17 protein-coding genes are annotated in these 19,120 nt (G+C 64.6%); 4 read left to right on the forward strand and 13 right to left on the reverse strand.

The window, feature by feature from the left end:
• From AC066Y_RS33790 to AC066Y_RS33820, 7 genes are all read right to left on the reverse strand, one after another.
• Positions 1 to 1,011 (reverse strand): branched-chain amino acid ABC transporter permease, encoded by a 1,011-nt coding sequence (locus tag AC066Y_RS33790; RefSeq protein ID WP_478277650.1) that lies wholly within the window; start codon positions 1,009 to 1,011, stop codon positions 1 to 3.
• A 122-nt stretch (positions 1,012 to 1,133) separates the two neighbouring features.
• Positions 1,134 to 1,952 (reverse strand): helix-turn-helix transcriptional regulator, encoded by an 819-nt coding sequence (locus AC066Y_RS33795; protein WP_478277651.1) that lies wholly within the window; start codon positions 1,950 to 1,952, stop codon positions 1,134 to 1,136.
• A gap of 138 nt (positions 1,953 to 2,090) precedes the next feature.
• Entirely contained in the window at positions 2,091 to 3,341 is a 1,251-nt protein-coding gene (locus AC066Y_RS33800; RefSeq protein ID WP_478277652.1) for an ABC transporter substrate-binding protein, read from the reverse strand.
• Between the two features lie 482 nt (positions 3,342 to 3,823).
• The gene (locus tag AC066Y_RS33805) at positions 3,824 to 4,543 is read right to left on the reverse strand and encodes an SDR family NAD(P)-dependent oxidoreductase (protein WP_478277653.1); all 720 of its coding nucleotides are present in this window, start codon (positions 4,541 to 4,543) and stop codon (positions 3,824 to 3,826) included.
• A 20-nt stretch (positions 4,544 to 4,563) separates the two neighbouring features.
• On the reverse strand, positions 4,564 to 5,808 hold the full coding sequence (locus AC066Y_RS33810; protein WP_478277654.1) for an acyl-CoA dehydrogenase family protein: 1,245 nt from the start codon (positions 5,806 to 5,808) through the stop codon (positions 4,564 to 4,566).
• Between the two features lie 112 nt (positions 5,809 to 5,920).
• Positions 5,921 to 6,847: a helix-turn-helix domain-containing protein gene (locus AC066Y_RS33815; protein WP_478277655.1), complete on the reverse strand. Its 927-nt coding sequence runs from the start codon at positions 6,845 to 6,847 to the stop codon at positions 5,921 to 5,923.
• 128 nt (positions 6,848 to 6,975) lie between these two features.
• A complete protein-coding gene (locus tag AC066Y_RS33820; protein WP_478277656.1) occupies positions 6,976 to 7,749 on the reverse strand; it encodes an SDR family oxidoreductase in 774 nt (257 codons plus the stop codon).
• 137 nt (positions 7,750 to 7,886) lie between these two features.
• On the opposite strand from AC066Y_RS33820, the gene AC066Y_RS33825 reads away from it, so the two are divergent.
• Positions 7,887 to 8,795 carry a LysR family transcriptional regulator gene (locus AC066Y_RS33825; protein ID WP_478277657.1) on the forward strand — a complete coding sequence of 303 codons (909 nt, stop codon included), beginning with the start codon at positions 7,887 to 7,889 and terminating at the stop codon, positions 8,793 to 8,795.
• Between the two features lie 37 nt (positions 8,796 to 8,832).
• Here the strand turns inward: AC066Y_RS33825 and AC066Y_RS33830 are convergent, their stop codons facing one another.
• The 3 genes from AC066Y_RS33830 to AC066Y_RS33840 all read right to left on the reverse strand — a co-directional run bounded on the left by AC066Y_RS33830 (position 8,833) and on the right by AC066Y_RS33840 (position 10,093).
• Positions 8,833 to 8,982 carry a hypothetical protein gene (locus tag AC066Y_RS33830; protein WP_478277658.1) on the reverse strand — a complete coding sequence of 50 codons (150 nt, stop codon included), beginning with the start codon at positions 8,980 to 8,982 and terminating at the stop codon, positions 8,833 to 8,835.
• Between the two features lie 132 nt (positions 8,983 to 9,114).
• Entirely contained in the window at positions 9,115 to 9,588 is a 474-nt protein-coding gene (locus tag AC066Y_RS33835) for a hypothetical protein (RefSeq protein WP_478277659.1), read from the reverse strand.
• A 43-nt stretch (positions 9,589 to 9,631) separates the two neighbouring features.
• A complete protein-coding gene (locus AC066Y_RS33840; RefSeq protein ID WP_478277660.1) occupies positions 9,632 to 10,093 on the reverse strand; it encodes a hypothetical protein in 462 nt (153 codons plus the stop codon).
• Between AC066Y_RS33840 and AC066Y_RS33845 the strand changes: the two genes are divergently transcribed.
• Positions 10,086 to 11,018, forward strand: coding sequence for a LysR family transcriptional regulator (locus AC066Y_RS33845; RefSeq protein ID WP_478277661.1), 933 nt, complete (start codon positions 10,086 to 10,088; stop codon positions 11,016 to 11,018). The two genes, AC066Y_RS33840 and AC066Y_RS33845, sit on opposite strands and share 8 nt — an antisense overlap.
• Positions 11,019 to 11,084: 66 nt before the next feature.
• On the opposite strand, the gene AC066Y_RS33850 is transcribed toward AC066Y_RS33845, so the two are convergent.
• Complete coding sequence (locus tag AC066Y_RS33850; protein ID WP_478277662.1) at positions 11,085 to 13,358, reverse strand: TonB-dependent receptor; 2,274 nt, start codon at positions 13,356 to 13,358, stop codon at positions 11,085 to 11,087.
• Positions 13,359 to 13,505: 147 nt separating this feature from the next.
• Positions 13,506 to 13,877, reverse strand: coding sequence for a DUF2946 family protein (locus AC066Y_RS33855; protein WP_478277663.1), 372 nt, complete (start codon positions 13,875 to 13,877; stop codon positions 13,506 to 13,508).
• 405 nt (positions 13,878 to 14,282) lie between these two features.
• On the opposite strand from AC066Y_RS33855, the gene AC066Y_RS33860 reads away from it, so the two are divergent.
• Positions 14,283 to 14,903: a hypothetical protein gene (locus tag AC066Y_RS33860; protein WP_478277664.1), complete on the forward strand. Its 621-nt coding sequence runs from the start codon at positions 14,283 to 14,285 to the stop codon at positions 14,901 to 14,903.
• Positions 14,904 to 15,132: 229 nt separating this feature from the next.
• Complete coding sequence (locus AC066Y_RS33865; RefSeq protein ID WP_342727005.1) at positions 15,133 to 15,906, forward strand: SDR family NAD(P)-dependent oxidoreductase; 774 nt, start codon at positions 15,133 to 15,135, stop codon at positions 15,904 to 15,906.
• Positions 15,907 to 16,108: 202 nt separating this feature from the next.
• On the opposite strand, the gene AC066Y_RS33870 is transcribed toward AC066Y_RS33865, so the two are convergent.
• The gene (locus tag AC066Y_RS33870; RefSeq protein WP_478277665.1) at positions 16,109 to 18,583 is read right to left on the reverse strand and encodes a TonB-dependent receptor; all 2,475 of its coding nucleotides are present in this window, start codon (positions 18,581 to 18,583) and stop codon (positions 16,109 to 16,111) included.
• Between the last annotated feature and the right edge of the window lie 537 nt (positions 18,584 to 19,120).

Genomic DNA, 19,120 nt, shown 5'->3' on the forward strand with positions numbered 1-19,120 from the left:
TCATCGCCTCGCGAGCAGGCCCTGCGGCCGCAGCGCCAGCACCACGACCATGATCAGGAAGGTCACGACGATGGCGTAGGTCGGGATGTAGACCGAGCCGAGTTGCTCGGCGAGCCCGATGATGACGGCGCCGAGCGCAGCCCCCGGGATCGAGCCCATGCCGCCGACGATCACGACCACCAGCGAGGCGAGCAGGAAGCGGGTGTCCTCGCCCGGCGACAGCGACTGAAAGGTGCCGCCGACGACGCCGGCAATGCCTGCGAGGCCCGCGCCGAGCGCGAACACCAGCACGAAGACGAGCTGGATCCGCACGCCGGTGGCGGCCAGGATGTCGCGGTCGTCGACCCCGGCGCGCACGATCATGCCGATCCGGGTGCGGTTGAGCGCGAGCCACATCGCGATGCCGATCACGACGGAGGCTGCGAAGATCACGAGCCGCACCAGCGGATACTGCAGATAGACCGGCTCGCCCGATGATTTGATCGCGGTCAGCAGCGGCAGCTGCACCGGGCCGATCAGCCAGCTCGGGGTCTGGACCTGGTAGAAGTCGCCGCCGAACACCCAGAGCATCAGATCGGCGAACACGATCGAGAGCCCGATCGTCACCATGGTCTGCCTGAGGTCCTGACCCTCCATGCGGCGGAACACCGCGAGCTGCAGGATCACGCCGACCAGCGCCGCCGCGATGAAGGCGACGATGAAGCTGAGGATCCACGACCCGGTCCAGGTGCTGATCGCGTAGCCGATATAGCCGCCGAACAGATAGAGCGAGCCGTGCGCGAGGTTGACGTTGCGCATCAGGCCGAAGATCAGCGTGAAGCCGCTGGCGACCAGGAAATACAGCCCGCCGAGCGTGATGCCGTTCAAGACGGCGTTGAGGAACACCCGCTTGCGGCCGATCCCGGCCTCCAGCCCCGGCGGCCAGATCGCGAACACCAGCCACAGCAGCACCGCGACCGCGATGATCACGATCAGCGCCCAGGCCGGATGGCGTTCGATGAACCTGGCCATCTCCGTCGCGTTCCCTCTGACGTCGCGGCCGTCTGCCGGGCCGCGTATCAGTGCATCCTACCGAGGGCGAAAGCGGCGGATTTGATCGAGAGTATCTTTTATCGTTTCAGATGGAACCTCCGTTACGGCCGCAACACCTTGGCGGCGCGGCGATAGTCGGTCGGGGCCATGCCGACATTGGCGGCGAAGAAGCGGGTGAAGCCGCTCTGCGAGGAGAAGCCGAGATCGAAGCCGATATCGGCGATCGGCGCCTCGGTCGCCACCAGCGCATCCAGCGCTTGCTCCATGATCAGCGTGTTCATGTAGAGATGAGGGGTGACGCCGGTTTGCGTGCGGAACAGCCGGTAGAAGTGCGGCCGCGACAGGCCCGCTTCGCGCGCGATCGCATCGAGCTCGATCTCGGCGCCGGGGCTTTCCGACATCAGCTTGATCGATTTGCGGACCCGGAAATCAGTCACGGCAGCAGCGGCGGGCGCGCCCTCGGTCGCCTGCCAGCTCTCCTCGTAGCAGGAATCGATCAACTGCCTGAGCTCGCAATCCAGGGTGCGCAGCGACGGCGCGCCACACACCAGTGCTGCGGTGCGGCGGATCAGCCGGTCGAGCGCCTCGGTGCGCGGAAAGAAGGTGCGGCCGAACCGCAGGCCTTGCGCGCTCGCCGGCTGCGGCGCGAACCATTCGGCATTGACATAGAGCACGAAGAAGATCGCGCCGTGGTCCATGTCGGTCGGCAGAAAATTGTGCGGTTCCCACGGGTTGACCGCGACCACGGTGTCGTCCTTAAGCAGCCAGCGCTGCTCCGAGACATCGATCTGCGCCGGCGTTCCGCCGACATGAAAGATCAGGTGCCCCTCGCGGTGCGCATGCACGTTGAAGGGCCGGTTCAACTGATAGACCGTCGCGCGACCGAACCGGCCGTGGAAGACGGCAAGCGCCCTGCTCATGCCTCCCCTCCCGCGGGATGTTCTTGTCTTTTCGACAAGCGTTCATCATCCGCCCGCGGAAAGCAAGGGCGAGCAGGGCTGTTCATGCAACCGCGCGCTTCCGTCACGGCTGGCTTGCTCGCACCTGCAACAAATACGTCAGTACTTCTTGCACTCCGGGACCGTGCGGCCCGGCAGGCCGATCTTGGCGAAAACAGCCGGATCGTAGCCGAGCGTCTGGTTGACGTTCGGGATCACCTTCACGACCTTGCTGAACAGCGCGCCCTTGCCGTCATCGACCACCTCGGTGACGAAATTGGTGCCGATCGCCTGGCGGTTGGCATCGAGCTTGATCTTGCCGTTCGGGGCGTCGATCTCGATCTTCGCCAGTGCGTCCTTCAGCTTGGCCTGGTTGTTGGAGAGATCGCCATTGACCTGCCGCAGCGCCAGGATCAGCGCCATGGTCGAGCCGTAATAGTTGGTGGCGAGGAGCGACGGGCTCGGGAAGCGTTTGCTCTCCGGGAACGAGTCCTGATAGGCCTTCACGAACTTCTGCCAGCCCGGATCCTCCCAGGTATCCGCTTGGCCGCTCGCGGCGATGGTGCCGATCAGCGCGTTCTTGGCACTGCCCTTCGACGACAGGATGGTCTGGTCGATCATGATCGAGCCGCCCATCAGATGCGCCTTGCCGCCGGCCTGCTGATACTGGTTGAGGAAGTTGACGGCGTCGGCGCCGCCGAGGCCGAGATAGATCGCATCGACATCGTCGGGAAGCGCTGCGATGACAGAGGCGAAGTCCTTGGTGCCGAGCGGCACCCATTGCCGGTTGGTGACCTGGCCGCCGGCGCCGCAGAATTCGAGCACCAGGCCGAACACCTGGGTGTAGATGAACGAGTAATCCTCGCCGACGGTGGCGATCTTGCGATAGCCCTTGGTCTCATAGGCATATTTGCCGAGGCCGACCTGCCACTGCGCGCCGTCCATGTTGTAGCGGAAGAAATTCGGCGCCGGATCGACATAGGTCGTCTCCTGTGCGCCGGAGGCGGCGTTGACGAAGGTCAGCTCCGGATGGGTCTTGGCAAAATTCTTCACCGCGATGCCCTCGTCGCCGGACAGCGGCGACAGCAGGATCTGCACCTTGTCCTGCTCGATCAGCTTGCGCACCGCGCGCACCGCGGAGTCCGGCGTCGCGTCGGTCGAGGCGACGATGAACTCGAGCTCCTTGTCGCCGATCTTCTTGCCGAGCACGTTGAGCGCGGTCTGGTGGCCGCGCATGCCATCCTCGCCGAGCACCGTATAGGTGCCCTCGAGCGTCGCGGTGACGCCGACCTTGATCTTCTCCTGGGCGAACGCCGTGCCCGAAAGCAACAGGCTGCTCAACGCAATCAGTCCCAAACTGCCTTTCAACATCGCTCTCCTCCCTCTGTGTTGTCACCGGCGTCCACCTGGCCTGACGAAGGCTGATGGGCGTCCGGTTGTTTCCGGCAAAGCTAGCCGAAGGCAGGCGCGGCGCGGATGTCGTCGCAGCGGGGGTGCTTAACGGGCAGTCTCATTTTGATTGTTGCGCCGCAACGAGGTTCGCGGCGCAATGTAGCGGAGGTTCGGCGTAGTAGCTCCGTCATCCTGAGGAGCGCGTAGCGCGTCTCGAAAGATCGACGGCCACCGGCCGGGCCGTGCATCCTTCGAGGCTCGCGGCGCTCGTGCCTCCAGCGACAAAGGCGAAGCCTTTGCGCGGGGATGACGGGATATGCGTTTGCGTTCTCGCGACATGATTTGTCCGAGCTTTTGCTTTTCGTTTCGTCCTCTGTTCAGAGGGCGCAGGGAAAGCCCGGTGTCGATGCACCCATGGGTCCCGTTCAACAAGGCACGGGAGGTAGGACCACATCGCCTTGCTACGGCATGTGGTGGCCGGCGGCCTGTCCGCCGTCGACGTGGAGCACTTCTCCGGTCACAAATCCTGCGCCATCGAGATAGAGCACCGCGTCGACGATGTCGGAGATCTCTCCCATCCGGCCGACCGGGTGGAGCGCGGCCAGCGCTTGATGCGCCTCCGCCGGGTGCATCGGGGTCTTGATAATTCCGGGCGACACTGCGTTGACGCGGATTCCGCTCCTTGCATATTCGATCGCAAGCGCGCGGGTTGCGGCGTTCAAGGCGCCCTTGGTCAGCGAGGCGAGGGCGGCGGGAACGCTGCTCATCGGCTGGTCGACGAGACTCGTCGTGATGGTGACGACGTGGCCGTGGCCCTGCTCGCTCATCAGCTCCAGCGCGCGCCGGGTCATGTTGAAAAAGCCGGTCACGTTGGTCGAGATGTAGCTGGCGTAGTCATCCTGCGTGTAGGCGGTGAAGGGTTTGGCCATGAAGATGCCGGCGTTGTTGACCAGCGTGTCGACGCTGCCGAAGCGCTCCAGCGCCGCCTTGAATACCTTCTCTGCCGTATCGGCTGCACCGACGTCGCCCGCCACCGTGACGATATCCGCGTCATTGGCCGGCTTGATCGAGCGCGACGTCGCGACGACCCGGCAATTGCGATCCCTGAAGGCCTGAACGATGCCGGCGCCGATCCCCTGCGATGCGCCGGTGACGATTGCCACTTTCCGTTCCGCGCTCATGATTGCACTCCTTTTTCGCGCTACACTGCGCCGCTTGCGGCGAGCGGGCTGTAGTCGCGGCTCTTGAACATCGTGTGCAGTTGCCGCCGCCGGATGCCGAGATTGCCGCCGTCGAAGATCGGCAGCGCGAGCGCGTCCTGCAGCAGACCGCCGAATGGCGCTTCATGATCGTAGCTGTCGATCCCGACCACCCGCATCAGATCGGTGATGACGCGCACGGCGGACTCGGAGCCGAAGATCTTGGCCTGCACCGCCAGCTCTTCGGCCGCCGGCGACTGGGTGTCCAGTGCATGGCAGGCGCGCCAGCTGAGAGTGCGCGCCGCTTCGATCGTGGTCTTGGCATCGGCGAGCGCGTATCCGACCGCCTGATGCTCGATGATGGGGTGGACGCCGCCGCGCTTTTCGCTGCGGGCAAAATCCAGCGCGAACGCGAAGGCCGCCCGCATCAGCGCGACGCCGAAGATTCCGACCAGTGCCGCGGTGCCGGTGAACGCCGCCGCGGTCAGCGCCAGACCTGAGCCTTGCTGTCCGAGCAGATTGTGGTGCGGCGCCGCGACGTTCTGCAAACCAAACTGCGGGACGAGGTGCGCGCGATGACCGATGCTGTCGATCGCGCGTTCGAACACAAGGCCGGTCACCGGTCCTTGCACGGCAATGATCGAGATCGCCGTATCGGGTGCCGCTGCCGGATCGGTCCGGCACACGACGGTCAGAAGGTCGGCGCCCTCGCGATTCCAGCCGGTGGCCGAGGACACCCATTTCTTGCGGCCGTTGATCAGCCAGTTGTCGCCGTCGCGCCGGGCGGTGGTGCGGACGCCCTCGCCGGGTGGCGGCGAGGCGGCGTTGGCGCTGCCGCCCGGCTCGCTGGAGCAAAAGGCGGCGAGCGGGGCGCCACTGGTCTTCAGGAACGGCGCAAGCAGCCGCTGGCACTGCTCCGGCGTGCCGCCGAGCAGCAGCGGCAGCAGGCCGAGCACGCTGCCGAGCATGGTGAGGGTCACGCTGGGGTTCACGCTGTAGAATTCCTCGGCCAGGATCGCCATGTCGATCATGCCGGCATTGTCGCCGCCCGCCGGCACCGGAATGCATTTGCGTAAGTAGCCGGCCGCCACCATCGCCTCGTAGGTCGGCTTGGTCGCGAGAAAGCGCTGCTCGGGCGTCGCCAGCTTTTCGGCGGCCCTGGCATCGGCCAGCACCTCCCTGGCAAATCTGCGGGAGGCGAGCTGCAACTCGCGCTGCTGTGCCGTGAGCGTGAAATCGATCGCCATGCCAATGCCCTCCGTGTCGGCGGTTCGGACTATGGCTATCGCGGTGTGGTCAGGAAATCTTGGACGGCAGTGCCCGATTTCTTGGCGCGGAGTGAACCTATCTCGTCGCGCCTCAGTGCGCGGCGGCGCGGCGGAACTCGCGCGGGGCGAGGCCGTTGCTGCGCTTGAACAGGCGGTTGAAATGCGAGATGTCGCGGAAGCCCGCGGCAAAGGCGATTTCGGCAATGGTCTTGTGCGCTGAGGTGCGATCGAGCAGGGCGCGCGTGCACGCGGCGATCCGCTGCTCGTTGACGTGTTCGCCCACGGAACGGCCGGTGCTCGCAAACAGGCGGTGCACGTAACGCTCGGAGCAGCGGAATTTCGTGGCCAGCGCCGGCGCGCCGAGCTCGGGGTGCTCGCTGTGGCGGGCGATATGGTCAAGCATCATGGACAGCAGCACCGGCGTATGCACGCGCTCCGTCGCCATGTCGGCGAGGATGTCGGGTGCGTGCGCGATCAGCTCGGCGATATGCGCGCCGAGCATTGCCGAGGTTGTTGCGAGGCGACCGCCGCTCAGGCAGAGCTCGGCGTAGCTCGCCAGCGTCCGCGAGAGCGCGCGGCCGGTTTCGGTCGCAGACAGGCCAAGCCGCGGGCGATCGAACAGCGTGTCCGGCAACAGGCGCCGCGGCACGGCAAAGCAGAACAGCTTGAAATGATGCCGGTGGGCGATCTCGAACGGCTGCGTCGTATCGGCAACCGCGAGATCACCGGGGGCGCTGATCTGCTCGTGGCCACGCTGCGAGGTGCGTCCCAGCCCTTCGAGCTGGAGGTTGACGAAGCAGAGGTCGTCGGTGCTCGCAGCGATGTGCGAGGCGAGCCGGTGCACGATGTGCCCGCTCGCCGTGACCCGCGATATCTGCAGCGGCGCGGCGTCGACCTTGCAGATCGCGCCGGCAAACGATTCCTCGGCAATCCGGCGCGGCTCCAGTCGCACGAAGGCAGCTGCGAGGTCGTCGGCCCAACTGCCGAAGGGCTGATCCGGACTGGTCGACCATTCCATGTGCGCCTCGAATAGACCGTCACTGCGAAGGGCCCAGCGGAGCGAAAGATATCGCCGGCCAAACCGGCGGTCAAATTCCGCCGGCGGACTGTTCCCCTGCAAGGAAAGGCGTGCAGGGAACGACGGCCTCACTTCGTGGTGTAGCCGCCGTTGACCAAAATGGTCTGGCCGGTCATCCACCAGCCGTCCGACACCAGCAGGCGAATCCAGGGCACGATATCCTTGATGTCGGTGAGACCGGTCTTCGAGAAACCGGACAGCGCCGCGGCCGATTTGTGATAGGCGACTGCATCGGTGCCTTCGGCCGGATAGAAGAACGGCGTGTCCATCGGGCCGGGGCCGATCGCAGTCACCGAGATGCCGCGTGCGCCGAATTCCTTCGAGGCCGCGCGGGTGAAGTGCTCGACCGGCGCCTTGGTGCCGGCATAGGCGGCATAGAACGGCGTGTAGGCGCCGAGCAGCGACGTCACCAGCGTGCAGATCTTGCCGTTGTCGTTGACGTGACGGCCGGCCTCCTTGAGGAAAAAGAACGCGGACTTGGCATTGACCGCGCTCATCGCGTCGTATTCGGCCTCCGAGATCTCGACCATCGGCTTCTTCAGCACTTTGCCGACGGTGTTGATTGCGATGTCGGGACGGCCGATCGCAGCGACGGCATCAGTGAACAGCTTCTCCATCGCGCCCGAGGTCGTGAGGTTGGCCTGGAACGCGACCGCGTTGGCGCCGGCAGCCTTGATCGCGGCGACGATCGCTTCGGCGTCGGCCTTGGTCGCGGCGCTGTTGTAGTGGATCGCGATCGCCTTCGCGCCGTGGGCCGCAAGATCGCGCGCGATCAGGCCGCCGAGATTCTTCGCGCCGCCGGCGATGATGACGGTCTTGTCCTTGATGCTGTGGTCGGTCATGGCGTTCGCCTCTCCGGATCGTGCGGCTGCGCCTTGCGGCCGCTCTCAGGGAAGCAACGATATCGTCTAGGATTTCCCGATAAAGCCATGCATTCTGACGTCACTTGTCAGGAATGTCGAACAATCGGGGCCCGATCTTGGACCGCATCGATCTCTTCCGCATCTTCGCCCGCGTCGTCGAGTGCGCGAGCTTCACGCGGGCGGCCGACACGCTCGGGCTGCCGCGCTCGTCGGTCTCGTCAGCGGTCGCTGAGCTGGAGCAGCGCATCGGCGCCCGGCTGCTGCACCGGACCACGCGAAAGGTTTCGCCCACCCATGATGGCGCGGCGTTCTACGAACGATGCCTGCGCGTCGTCGCCGATGTCGAGGAGGCCGAGACCCTGTTCCGCCATGCCGCCGCCGAACCGTCGGGGCGGCTCAGGGTCGACGTGCCCGGGCGGATCGGACGCCTGATCATCGCGCCGGCGCTGCCGGCTTTCCTCGATCGCTATCCGCAGATCGACATCGATCTCGGAGTCACCGATCGCGCCATCAACCTGATCGCGGACTCCGCCGATTGCGTGGTGCGCGTCGGCCCGCTCGGCGATTCCGGCCTGATCGCGCGGCCGCTCGGCAATCTCGTGCTGATCAATGTCGCGAGCGCGGGATATCTCGCGCGCCACGGCACGCCGCAGACGCCTGATGATCTTCCCGCCCATTGGGCGGTCAACTACGCCTCGCCCTCCACCGGCCGCATCGAGGAATGGGAATGGTGTGAGCAGGGCGCGTCGCGCACGGTCGCGATGCGCGGCCGTGTCACCGTCAACAGCGCCGAGGCCTATATCGCCTGCTGTCTCGCCGGCCTCGGGCTGATCCAGATTCCGGCCTACGACGTGAAGCGGCATCTCGATGCCGGAGAACTCGTCGAACTGATGCCGCAGCATCGCGCCACGCCGATGCCGATGACCTTGCTCTATCCGCACCGCCAGCATCTGTCGCGGCGGCTGCAGGTGTTTGCCGATTGGCTGACGATACTGCTGAAAGAGAAGCTGCTTGTCGCGGGCTAGAACTTCAGCGTGATGTCGGCCCGAAAGCCGCAGCGCGTCATCGCCTGCTGTTGGTGGCGCGGATCGAGGCCGTCCTCACGCGCTCCGCCTCGGCCTTGGGCTGGAAAAACAGGCCGGGCATCACCGAGACCAGTCCGAAGGTCATTCCGAGGAACGCCAGGAACGTATCGAGAAAATTGATCTCCATTTCAGTTGTCTCCATTCGGCTTGCACCGGGCTGCCCCGGTGCAATGCGTTCGATGAACCCAGATATGGGCCGGTACATTGCTCGGTACAATAGAAACATTGATCTCGGAGCAATACTTTCAATGCTCCGAGTCTAGGCGGCAATCCGGCCCTGCGGAAGCGCATGGGCTTGCCGCTGCTCGATGGCTTTGACGGAGTTTTCGAATGCTTTCTCCAGGACGCTCCTGCCGATCGACCCGAGCACGAGACCAAGGACCCATCCCCTGAGATTCTTGCCGTCGCGCACCACGACCACGTCAATGTCGGTCGTGCCATCGGGCCGCCGCGCGAAGCTGTAGGTGTGGCCCGACCTGCCGCCCCAAACATTGGAGTCGGTCGTCGTCAGGACGACATGGTCGGGGTCGGACCAGTCGTAGTGCAATCGTTCCCAGATGCCGTTCGAGCCCTCGGTCACGTCAGCATCCGAGGGGCCGCGATGATGCACCTTGAGATAGGCGTCGGCGCTGTTGCCGAACAGTTTGGAGCGGCCCGGCCCGAAGTCGGTGAGACCGGTGACGTACTGCTCGGGCGTCAAGCTTGTCGTTCGATGAAGGTGGATCGTGGACATCTGTCGCTCCTGCACCAAGTGATGGAAGGCTCCGCTGTGGGGGCTAATTGGAGAGTGCGCCCGACTTGCGGACGGTCACGCTGTCGCCGTTCCGGCTGACCTCCAGTGCGCCTGCCTGGTTCGGGGTCGAGAGCAGGGCGCGCTGACCGGACGCCAGCACCGACACGAAGCGGACGGGCGTTCCGGCCTCGCCTTGCGCGAGCGTGGTCACGACGCGATATCCGTCGGGCTCGACCGTGTAGTAGGCGACGCCGGATATGTCGCCGAGATGGATGCTTTGGGCCTCGATCGGCTTGAGGTCGCGCGCCTCTGCGGCCCCAAGCGAGGTGCCAAGTGAGGCGAGGGTGAAGGCGGCGGCGAGAACTGAACTGCGGATCGACATGGGATCCTCCATTGGCTTGAGTGTCAGAGCCTGGGCGGCGAGCGATGGCCCGTCTGCTCCCTTGCCGGAGGAGATGGTCAGGCTATGATCATCGATCAAACAGATGGGATCGATAATGGCCATTGATGCCGTCAATCTGGGTCGGATCGACCTGAACCTGCTTGTTCATCTCAATGCGCTGCTCACCGAACGGAGCGTGACCCGGGCGGCAGGCGCCGTCGGCATTGGCCAATCCGCGATGAGCCACAATCTCGCCCGCCTGCGCGAACTGTTCGATGACGAGCTGCTCACGCGAGGGCCCGATGGCATGCGCCTCACCCCGCGCGCGATGACCTTGCTCGATCCGGTGCGGACCGCGCTCGCCCAGGTCGAGGCGGTGCTGCTGCGCGACCAGACATTCGATCCGGCCACGGCGGTGCGGACGTTCAGGCTCGGCCTGTCGGACAGTATGGAAATCCTGATCGTGCCGCGCCTCCTGGCGCGCATGCGCGAGATCGCGCCGGGCATTCACTTGCGGCTCTATAATGTCGATACGTCCCGGCTGCTCGATGACCTCGACGCCGACGAAGTGGATCTCGCGCTCTCCTATGGGCCGATCCAGCAGGGACAATTGCATCACAAGCAGCGCGTGCTGTTCACCGAGAGCTTTCTTTGCATGTTCAATGCCGAGAAGACCGGTGTCACGCCGCCAATCTCGCTTGAGGACTACATCCGGCTTCCGCACGTGCTGACCAGCCTGCGGCCGGGGCGCAGCGTGCGCGGCTTCGTCGATGAAGCGCTCGAAGAGCTCGGCCTGCAGCGCTCCGTTGCGCTGACCACGCCGCGTTTCCTCACCGTGCCGTATCTGGTGGCGCAAGCGCCCGTGATCGTCACCATGGGCGCGCGGCTGGCGCGCCGCTTCGCCGCCGATCTCGGGCTCAGCCTCAGTCCGCCGCCGGTGAAGGTGAAAGACGTCACGGTGTCATTGCTGTGGCATGCGTCCTACCATCACGACCCGGCCCATGTCTGGTTGCGGGACCAGCTGGTCCAACTGGTCGCCGAACTGTGAGCCGGCACGGCGGGCGCGCGCCTCACGCCGCGCCTGCTTCTAGGTGTCGCGAACTCTGGCCTTTCATCAGAACTTCTGCGTGATGCCGGCATAGAAGCCGCGGCGCGGGCCGTATTGCGGCGCGAACACGCCGATGCCGGAGCCGTCGCGGATCTGGTAGACGGTGTCGAACAAATTGACGACGTCGAAGCGCAGCGTGGTCGGCTTGTTCGGTGCGACAATGTGGAAATCGTGCGAGACGCCGACGTTGACCTGCGCATAGGGCGGCACCGTGTCCGTATTGGCAAAGCCGGCGCGCAAGCCTGAGCCGTAGATCACCGACGCGCTGAACTTCGTGTCGTGCCATTGGTACCAGCCGCCCACCGATGCGGTCAGCGTCTGCGCATGGTCGGTGTTGATATAATTGTTTGCGATAAAAGCGAGCGCGTCCGGATCGAATAAATACTGGTTCGAGACGACGGTGGTGGCGACTTGTTTTGCGATGGCGACATTGCCGTAGAGATGCAGGTTGTCGTGGTCGTATCTCGCCGTCAGCTCGACGCCCTCGTTAGTGCCTTTCGCGTAGTTGAAGGCGGTCAGGACGTAGGCCTGGCCGAACTGGCCGTCGTCGAGCAGATCGGTCGCGATCTTGTAGTAGGCGTCCATGCCGACCTCGAGGCCGGGGATCGCATCAACTTTCTGCGTGACGCCGATGTCGAACACGTGCGAGCGCTCCGGCAGCACGGGATCATTGGTGGTGACCGCGGGCTGCGCTGTCGTATTTTGCACCAGCGCAAGATTGGTCGGGGCCGCCAGCACCTGCTCGGGCGGCGTGAAATTGCGGGCATAGCCGGCATGGAAGGTCGTTCCGTCGTAAGGCTTCCATGTCAGGCTGATCCGCGGGCTCAGCTGGTTGGCATCGACATATTGCCACATCTGGTCGAAGCGCAGGCCGGCATTGAGCGTGAGCTGGTTCGTGATCTTCCATTCGTCGGCGATGTAGGTGGAGAACAGATATCCGGTCTTGGCGCTGGAATCGAACACGGAGAGCGGCGCATCGATCGGGGTGCCGGAATCGTCGAGCGGCAGCACGGTCGAGCCGTTGTTGACCAACGAGCGCTCGGCGCTGAACGCGACGCCGAACTTCAGCGTGTGCGCGAAGCCCAGCCGGTAGGAGGTGTCCTCCTGGATGCCGTTGATGAAGCTCTGGCGATACACGTCCGACGCCACCCCGTTGAAGACGAGATCGCCGACCGGATCGGGCATGAAGTGCAGCTGGCTGTAGCGATTGAAATAGGCGACCTGGTAGTCGAACCCGTCGCCCGACTTCTGATAGGCCACGACGTTGAACTGGTTGAATTCGTGTTGCCGTTCGTTGAGCAACGCGGAATCGAAGTTCGAGACGCCGTAGGCAGTGAAGGCGGGAGCCTGGCCCGGATTGTTGGGGATCTGATAGCCGCCGTTGGAGACGCCGCCGATGTAGGTCAGCCGGCTGGTCGGATCGATGGCCGTCGAGACATAGGCAAAGCCCCTCTCCTGGTCGGTCCGGTCGTGGATGGCGTTATAGGCCGGCGTCGGGTTCTCGATGCCGACGTCGCTGCCGAAATAGCGGCCGGAGACGTAGTACTGGGTTTGTCCGATCGTGCCGCCATAGTCGACGCTGGTGGTGAAGGTGCCGTGGCTGCCGCCATAGACGCTGACGCTGCCGGAATTGTTGAAGGCATCGGTCTTGGTCTGGATGTCGAGCACACCGGCGGTGCGCAGGCCATACTGCGCGGGCAGCGCGCCCGTGATCAGCGCCATGCTGCCGACGATCCCGGTGTCGATGATCTGGCCGAAGGCGCCGACGCCGTCCGGCAGCATGATCCCGTTGATGCGGTATTGCAGGTTGGCGTGCTCGTTGCGCACGTGCAGTTGGCCGCTTGCGGCGGAGTCTTGCGAAACCCCGGGCGCCTGCAGCAGGGCCTTGTCCAGGGTGGTGTTGGTGCCCTGTGGCAGCGCCTCGAGGGCTTGCCGGCTCATCTGGTAGCTGTTGGCGCCGATGGGCGCCAGCAGCGCGGCGCGGGCCTGATCGAGCCGCGAGTTCTGGCTTGCGACCGCTTGCGCCTCGGTCTGTTCTGGAGATTCCGGTGTAGCCGATACCGCGCCGGTTCTTCGCGCGCGACGACCGCCTCCGGTCGCAACGCGCGTCTTCGGCTTGTTCGACCCGGCCGGCGCGGTGTGGCGCTGCGGTGCTGTCACCGTGATGTCCGGAAGTGGTGTTGTCGGCGCGGTCGTCTGCCCGAATGCGACGCCGTTGATCCCGCAGACCAAGAGCGATGCAGCGCCGGCAGTGGCACGTCGTCTGATAATTCCTGACATGTTGGTTCCCGATCTCACGAGGCTGCGATCCGGATCCTCACCGAAGGACGCGGTCGAGCCCGCCGTCGATGCGCGACGGCGAAATTCCCTATTGATCAAACGGCAGCCGAATGGTGGCTGCGTTCGAAGTTCAGTCGTGCAGGGAGTTCAGGAGATCGGAGGCGCGCGCGGCTGATAGTGCAGCCGGCCGATGTCGAGCGGCGCCGCATAATTGTCGATGTGCCAGGCGAGCAGAGCTGCGGCATCCGGCAGCTGCAGTGGCGGCAGCGCCGGCGTCGGCATTGCCGAGTTGACCATCGCCACGACGGCGCAGATGGCACAAAGGTCCGCAGCCTGATCGGAATCGGGATTCGAACGAGGCTCATCGCGCGAGACGTTCTCGACATGCGCCGCGAGCGACGTTGTCGCATATGTCGACGCGATGGCATGAAAATGGCCGAACGACAGCACGAACTGAATCGCCAGCGCCAACAGCGTCAGCCGAGTCCCGTGCCTGATGTTCGAACGAAACCACTTCATGACGACGCCATTTCCGCGTCGAGAGGTCACAAGACCGATGGACGGCGCCTGCGACGCGGTGTCGCACAGTTTCGAAAACGTGCCAGCCTGTCAATCTGGATTGCTCGTCGATGCGATCAATTTCCGGCCGTCCGGGTGATCGTGCAACACCGCGGCGTTGGCACACATACTGCTCCACGATCGCGTCGATCATGCCGTCGAGTTGAGGCGCTGTTTAACCGGCATGTGCACATGATGACCGAGGCGATGCGACGTCGGTGTTCCCGCGACCGGGACTGGCCGCTTCGTCCCGTCGAGGGTCGTCAGCGGCTCGCGGGAGCTTGGCGAGCTACGTCCCGATCGGGCGCCGCGCTGGCATTGTCGACGTCCGACGGGTATAGTTTGGCCGCACGTGACGGTAACCTGATGTCCACTTTCGCAAGCAAATCCGGTCTCGCAATCATCGCCGCTGTGCTCTGTCTCGGCGCCCAGCAGGCGAACGCCCAGGCTGGACCTGTGCGCTACTGGACGCCGGGCTCGCTGTTCGGCTTCGGCGGCAGCCTGGCCGATGGCCAGAAGGCGGACACTTACGGCAACTTTCCGAGCTTTGACGCCGCCGCGCCGCAAGGCGGCGACTTCTCGTATCTGAACGGCCGCCCGGATGGCTGGTTTATCGGCGGCGAAGGCGGCCGCGCCGGTTGGAACACGCTCGGTCGATCGGCGGCATTCGGTTCGCTCGAATATCAGGGCGCGCAGGTCGGCTACAACTTCAAGGGCGTCGGTGATACGCCGGTGACGTTCTTCGCCGGCTTCGACTCGTTGAAATACAATCCGCCCGGCGCCGGCGGCCCGCTGGCGCCGTTCAGCGGCAATCCCGGCGTCAACGCCGGGTATACGGCACGGGCGGGACTGGAGTTCCGCCCGACCTCGAATGTCACCCTGTCGTTCGGGGCCGGTTTCACCCAGCAAGGGGCGGAGCGCATGGACAGCGACATCCATTCGCAGTTGCTGCCCGGCCAGTCTCCGGTTCTGTTCGGCGGCCGCTAGCGCGATGAGACGAGGTCGAATCGTCATCGCGCTTTTGCTCGTTGTTTGAACATGATCTTTTCGGAAAACCGCTTCGCACTTTTCCGGATCATGCTTTAGCGCGTCCGAACATATCGAGGGCGTGAAGTAGCGCTTCAGCGCAAGACTTTGGCGTTGCGGTCCTGATCCAACCAAAACTTCAATCAGAACCAAGAAGGCTCGAGGTCGCGAGCACAATCAGGATCGAACCATGGACATGCAAGGCAAGATCGCACTCGTCACCGCCGCGGCGTCGGGCGCCGGCCGCGCCGGCGCGCTCATTCTCGCGCGCGAGGGCGCAGCGGTCGCGGTGGTCGACCAGAACGAGGCCGGCGCGAAGGCGGTGGTCGACGAGATCAAAAAGGGCGGCGGACGCGCGCTGGCGCTGACCGGCGACCTGCGCGACGACGGCTTTGCGCGCGACATCGTCGCTGCGACCGTGAAGGAGTTCGGCGCGCTCGATTGCGTGTGGAATCATCTCGGCATTCCCGGGCCGTCTGTGATCGACGATCTGGAGGGCTGGGATCTCAGCGTCGATCTCAATCTGCGCTCGCAGCTGATCACCACCAACGCGGCGCTTGGGCAGATGACGGCGCGGCGCAAGGGCAGCATCCTGTTCACCGCGTCGACCTCGGGCCTGGTCGGCTCGCCGTGGAGCCCGACCTATTCGGCGGCCAAGGCCGGCGTGATCGGCCTCGCGCGGGCGCTCGCCAAGCGCCACGCCAAGGACGGCGTACGCGTCAATGCGATCTGTCCCGGCGCGATCGACACGCCGATGCTGCGGGTGTTCGTCAACCGGCCCGACCAGCCCGGCCACAACGAGGCCGACCCCGAGGAATTGATCAAGGCCGCGGTGACCCGCAACCCGATGGGCCGCGCCGCGCGCCCGGAGGAGATCGCCGAGGTCGCGGTGTTCCTGCTGTCGGACAAGGCCTCGTTCGTCACCGGCATCGCGATGCCGGTCGACGGCGGGACGGTGGCGTAGCGCGCGGCATCAGTCAGGCTGGCGGAGTTGATGTGGGTTGCTCCATCCACGTCATTGCGAGCCACCCGGTCGGCGCATAGCGCCGCCGGATGACAGGCTCCGCGAAGCAATCCATCACGCCGCGAGCAAAAATGGATTGCTTCGTCGCTTCGCTCCTCGCAATGACGGCGTCGAAAGCATCGCGGGCCCGCAGGAAATTCCCCTAAAACTTCGCCCTGATGCCGGCATAGGCGGCGAGCGGCATGCCGGGCACGAAGGTGCGGGGATCGCTCAGCTGCGCCATCAGGTTGGGGAGGCCGCCGGCGCTGGTAAAGCCGCCCGTTTGATAGAACGCGCCGCTCAGATAGTAGTGCCGGTTGAACACATTGTTGATCAGGCCGAACACCTCGATGTTCTTCGTGACCTGGTATGACGTGTGCAGATTGACGACCGAGTAGGCCGGCACCTTCGGGCTCTGGTTGGTGTAGTCATGGATGATCCACTGGCTGCCCACGAAATTGAGGTCGGCGCCAACCTTCCACGCATCTGTCACGTTGTAGTCGACGCCGGCCTTGAAGCGGTGCGCGGGAATGCCGGGGATGTGGTCACCCGGCGTGACGTTGACAAATTGAGCGCCGGCGTCGTTGGTCAGCGCATTCGGATTGTTCGGCGAGGACAGTGTGATCGCGCTTCGATAGGTCGCGTCGACATAGGTGTAGTTGGCGTAGGCGTTCCAGCGATCTAAGCGATAATCGAGCTTGGCCTCGATGCCTTGCCGCAAGGTCTGTCCGGCATTCTGGAAGAAACCGAAATTGTTGACGCCGAGCGGGCTTGCCACCTGGATGATGTCGTCGTCGGACAGGGTGTGGAACACGCCCAGGCCCCAGCTCAGCACGCCGGTCCTGGCGTCGCGGCCCCAGCTGCCGCGCAGGCCGGCCTCGACGGTGCGTGCGACCACCTGCTTGAGCGGCGGATCGGCCACCAGGAAGCTGTCGATCATGCAGGGATGGTTGGGATCGGAGCAGCCGAGCTCCAGCGGCGTTGGTGCGCGGTTCGCTTCCGAATAGCCGGCATAGGCGGTGAGGTTCGACGTGATCTTGTAGGTGCCGCCGATCACCGGGTTGAAGCGCTGGAAGCGGTTGCTGCTGTTCAGCAGCGGATTGGTGCCGGTCTGGTCCTGCAGGTCGATCTGGGCATAGTTGAACCGTCCACCGGCGGTGACCGAGAACCTGTTCGTCACGTCGAACGTATCGGTGAGGTAGACGCCGGTGTAAGTGTTGGTGGCGCGCAGATCGACCGGGCTGAGGCCGGCGTCGGGCTGGTTGATGAAGATCCCGGTGCCCGTGACGAACAGGTTGTTCGGATCGATCGTTCCGAGCTCGCTCGTCGCCGTGAATTTGGTGTTGCCGTGGTCGACGCTGACGCCCATCACGACGTGGTTGTCGTGCCCAAACAGCCTGTCTGTGTTGGTGAACTGGGCCGTACCGCCAAAGCTGTCGGTCGCGGCCCGGTTGCGATCGATTTCGCCAAGGAAGGCGTTGCTCAGTGTGTTCGGAGTCGCGGGACCATCCGCAGGACCGAAAACCGGAAGGCCGTCGCCGATGCACAAGGTCGTGGGATCGTCGCACGGCGCAACGTCGGTGCCGTTGCCGTCGACATGGGTCTGCCGGAAACCGCGGAAATAGGCGTTGCCCTGGAACGACCAGGTGTCCGAGAAATTATGGCTCAGCGTGGCGTTGACGAAGGCGAGCTGCAGCATCGTCGATTGCGGCCAGGTGTAGACGCTCGACCAGCGCTGGTTGAGCATCTCGACCGGCGTTGCGGCGACGTTGCCGAGCAGATTGCTGGCGCCGGTGAAATTGACGTGGAATTCGGTGTCGTCGTTGCGCGCGCCGATGTCGACATACATGCGGTTGACGTGCGAGGAATTGGCGTAGTCGCGCCATCCGCGGTCATAGGCGGATTCGAACGCGGCATAGGCCGAGATGTTGTCCTTCTGGCCGCCGGCCTGCACGCTGCCCTGCACGCGCCCATAGGAGCCGCCGAACACTTCACCCTCGACGCCCTGATAGGTGAAGCCGTTCTTCATCTGGATGCTGAGCGCGCCGCCGATCGCGTTCAGGCCGAACACGGGGTTGTTGGGAACCAGCGACACCCGGTCGATGGCCTTTTCCGGGATGAAATCCCAGTTGACCACATCGCCCCAGGATTCGTTGATGCGGACGCCGTTCTGATAGACCGCGATGCCTTGCGGCGTCCCCTGGACCGGCGAGGCTACGAAGCCGCGATAGTCGAGATTGCGCTGGAACGGATTGCCGGTCTGGTCCGTGAGCGTGACGCCGGGCAGCTTGCGGTTCACCGAGTCGAGAAAGTTCGTCGAATAGTTGCGGCTGAAATCCGCCGAGGTCAGCACCTCGGTGTTGGACGGAATCTTGTCGCGATCGAGCAGGCTCGAATCCCGGTCGGAGGGGCTCGGGACCCCGGTGCCGCCCTCGGGCGCCGCCGCGGTTTGCGCCGGCGCGGCCCGTGTTCGGGCGGTTCGCGAGGTCCGCACCACCGGCCGTGCGGCAGGCTTGATGCTGCGTGTGCCTGAAAGCGGCGAGGGGGCAATCACGGTGACCGGCGGCAGCTCGGTCGGGGCCGGGGTCTGGGCCTGCACCATCGTCGGCGGCGCTGCGGCTCCGATGGCGGTGAGCATGGCCGCAGCGCCGCGCGTAGTGACCGAACCAGACAAAAATCGTGTTGCCGTACGCAACAACGCACCAGCCATAACGCCCACCCTGTTGTCCCGGTTCGACTTTTATCCCCGACGAACCTTGGGTTTGAGACTGCGGGAGCGCTGGTGCTTTGGCAAACAAGATGTGTCCCGGAGGTCCGGGAATCTTTCCATCGGCAATCGGGAAAAATTCCCGATGCCGGTGGACGGGCCCGCCAACCGGCTGCGCGGTGGTGATTCTCGCCGGTTTTGCGGAGACTTATGCCCAAGAGGCAGGCATTCCGCCTCCCGGGCAGCGGCGGCTAAGGCGCGATGAGGTAGGCGGAGAAGGCGGCGGCGCTGCGCCCCCTCTCCCCGTTCTTACGGGGAGAGGGTTGGGGTGAGGGGCTGTCTGATCTTCCCCCGAGAAAGTGGACTGGTTTAGGCGGCTTTTAGCTCCATTTCGATCGGGGCGATATATCCCACGGCGGAATGGAGCCTTGTTCGGTTGTAGAAGCCTTCGATGAAGGCGAAGATATC

It is taken from the genome of Bradyrhizobium sp. USDA3010 (assembly GCF_056429065.1).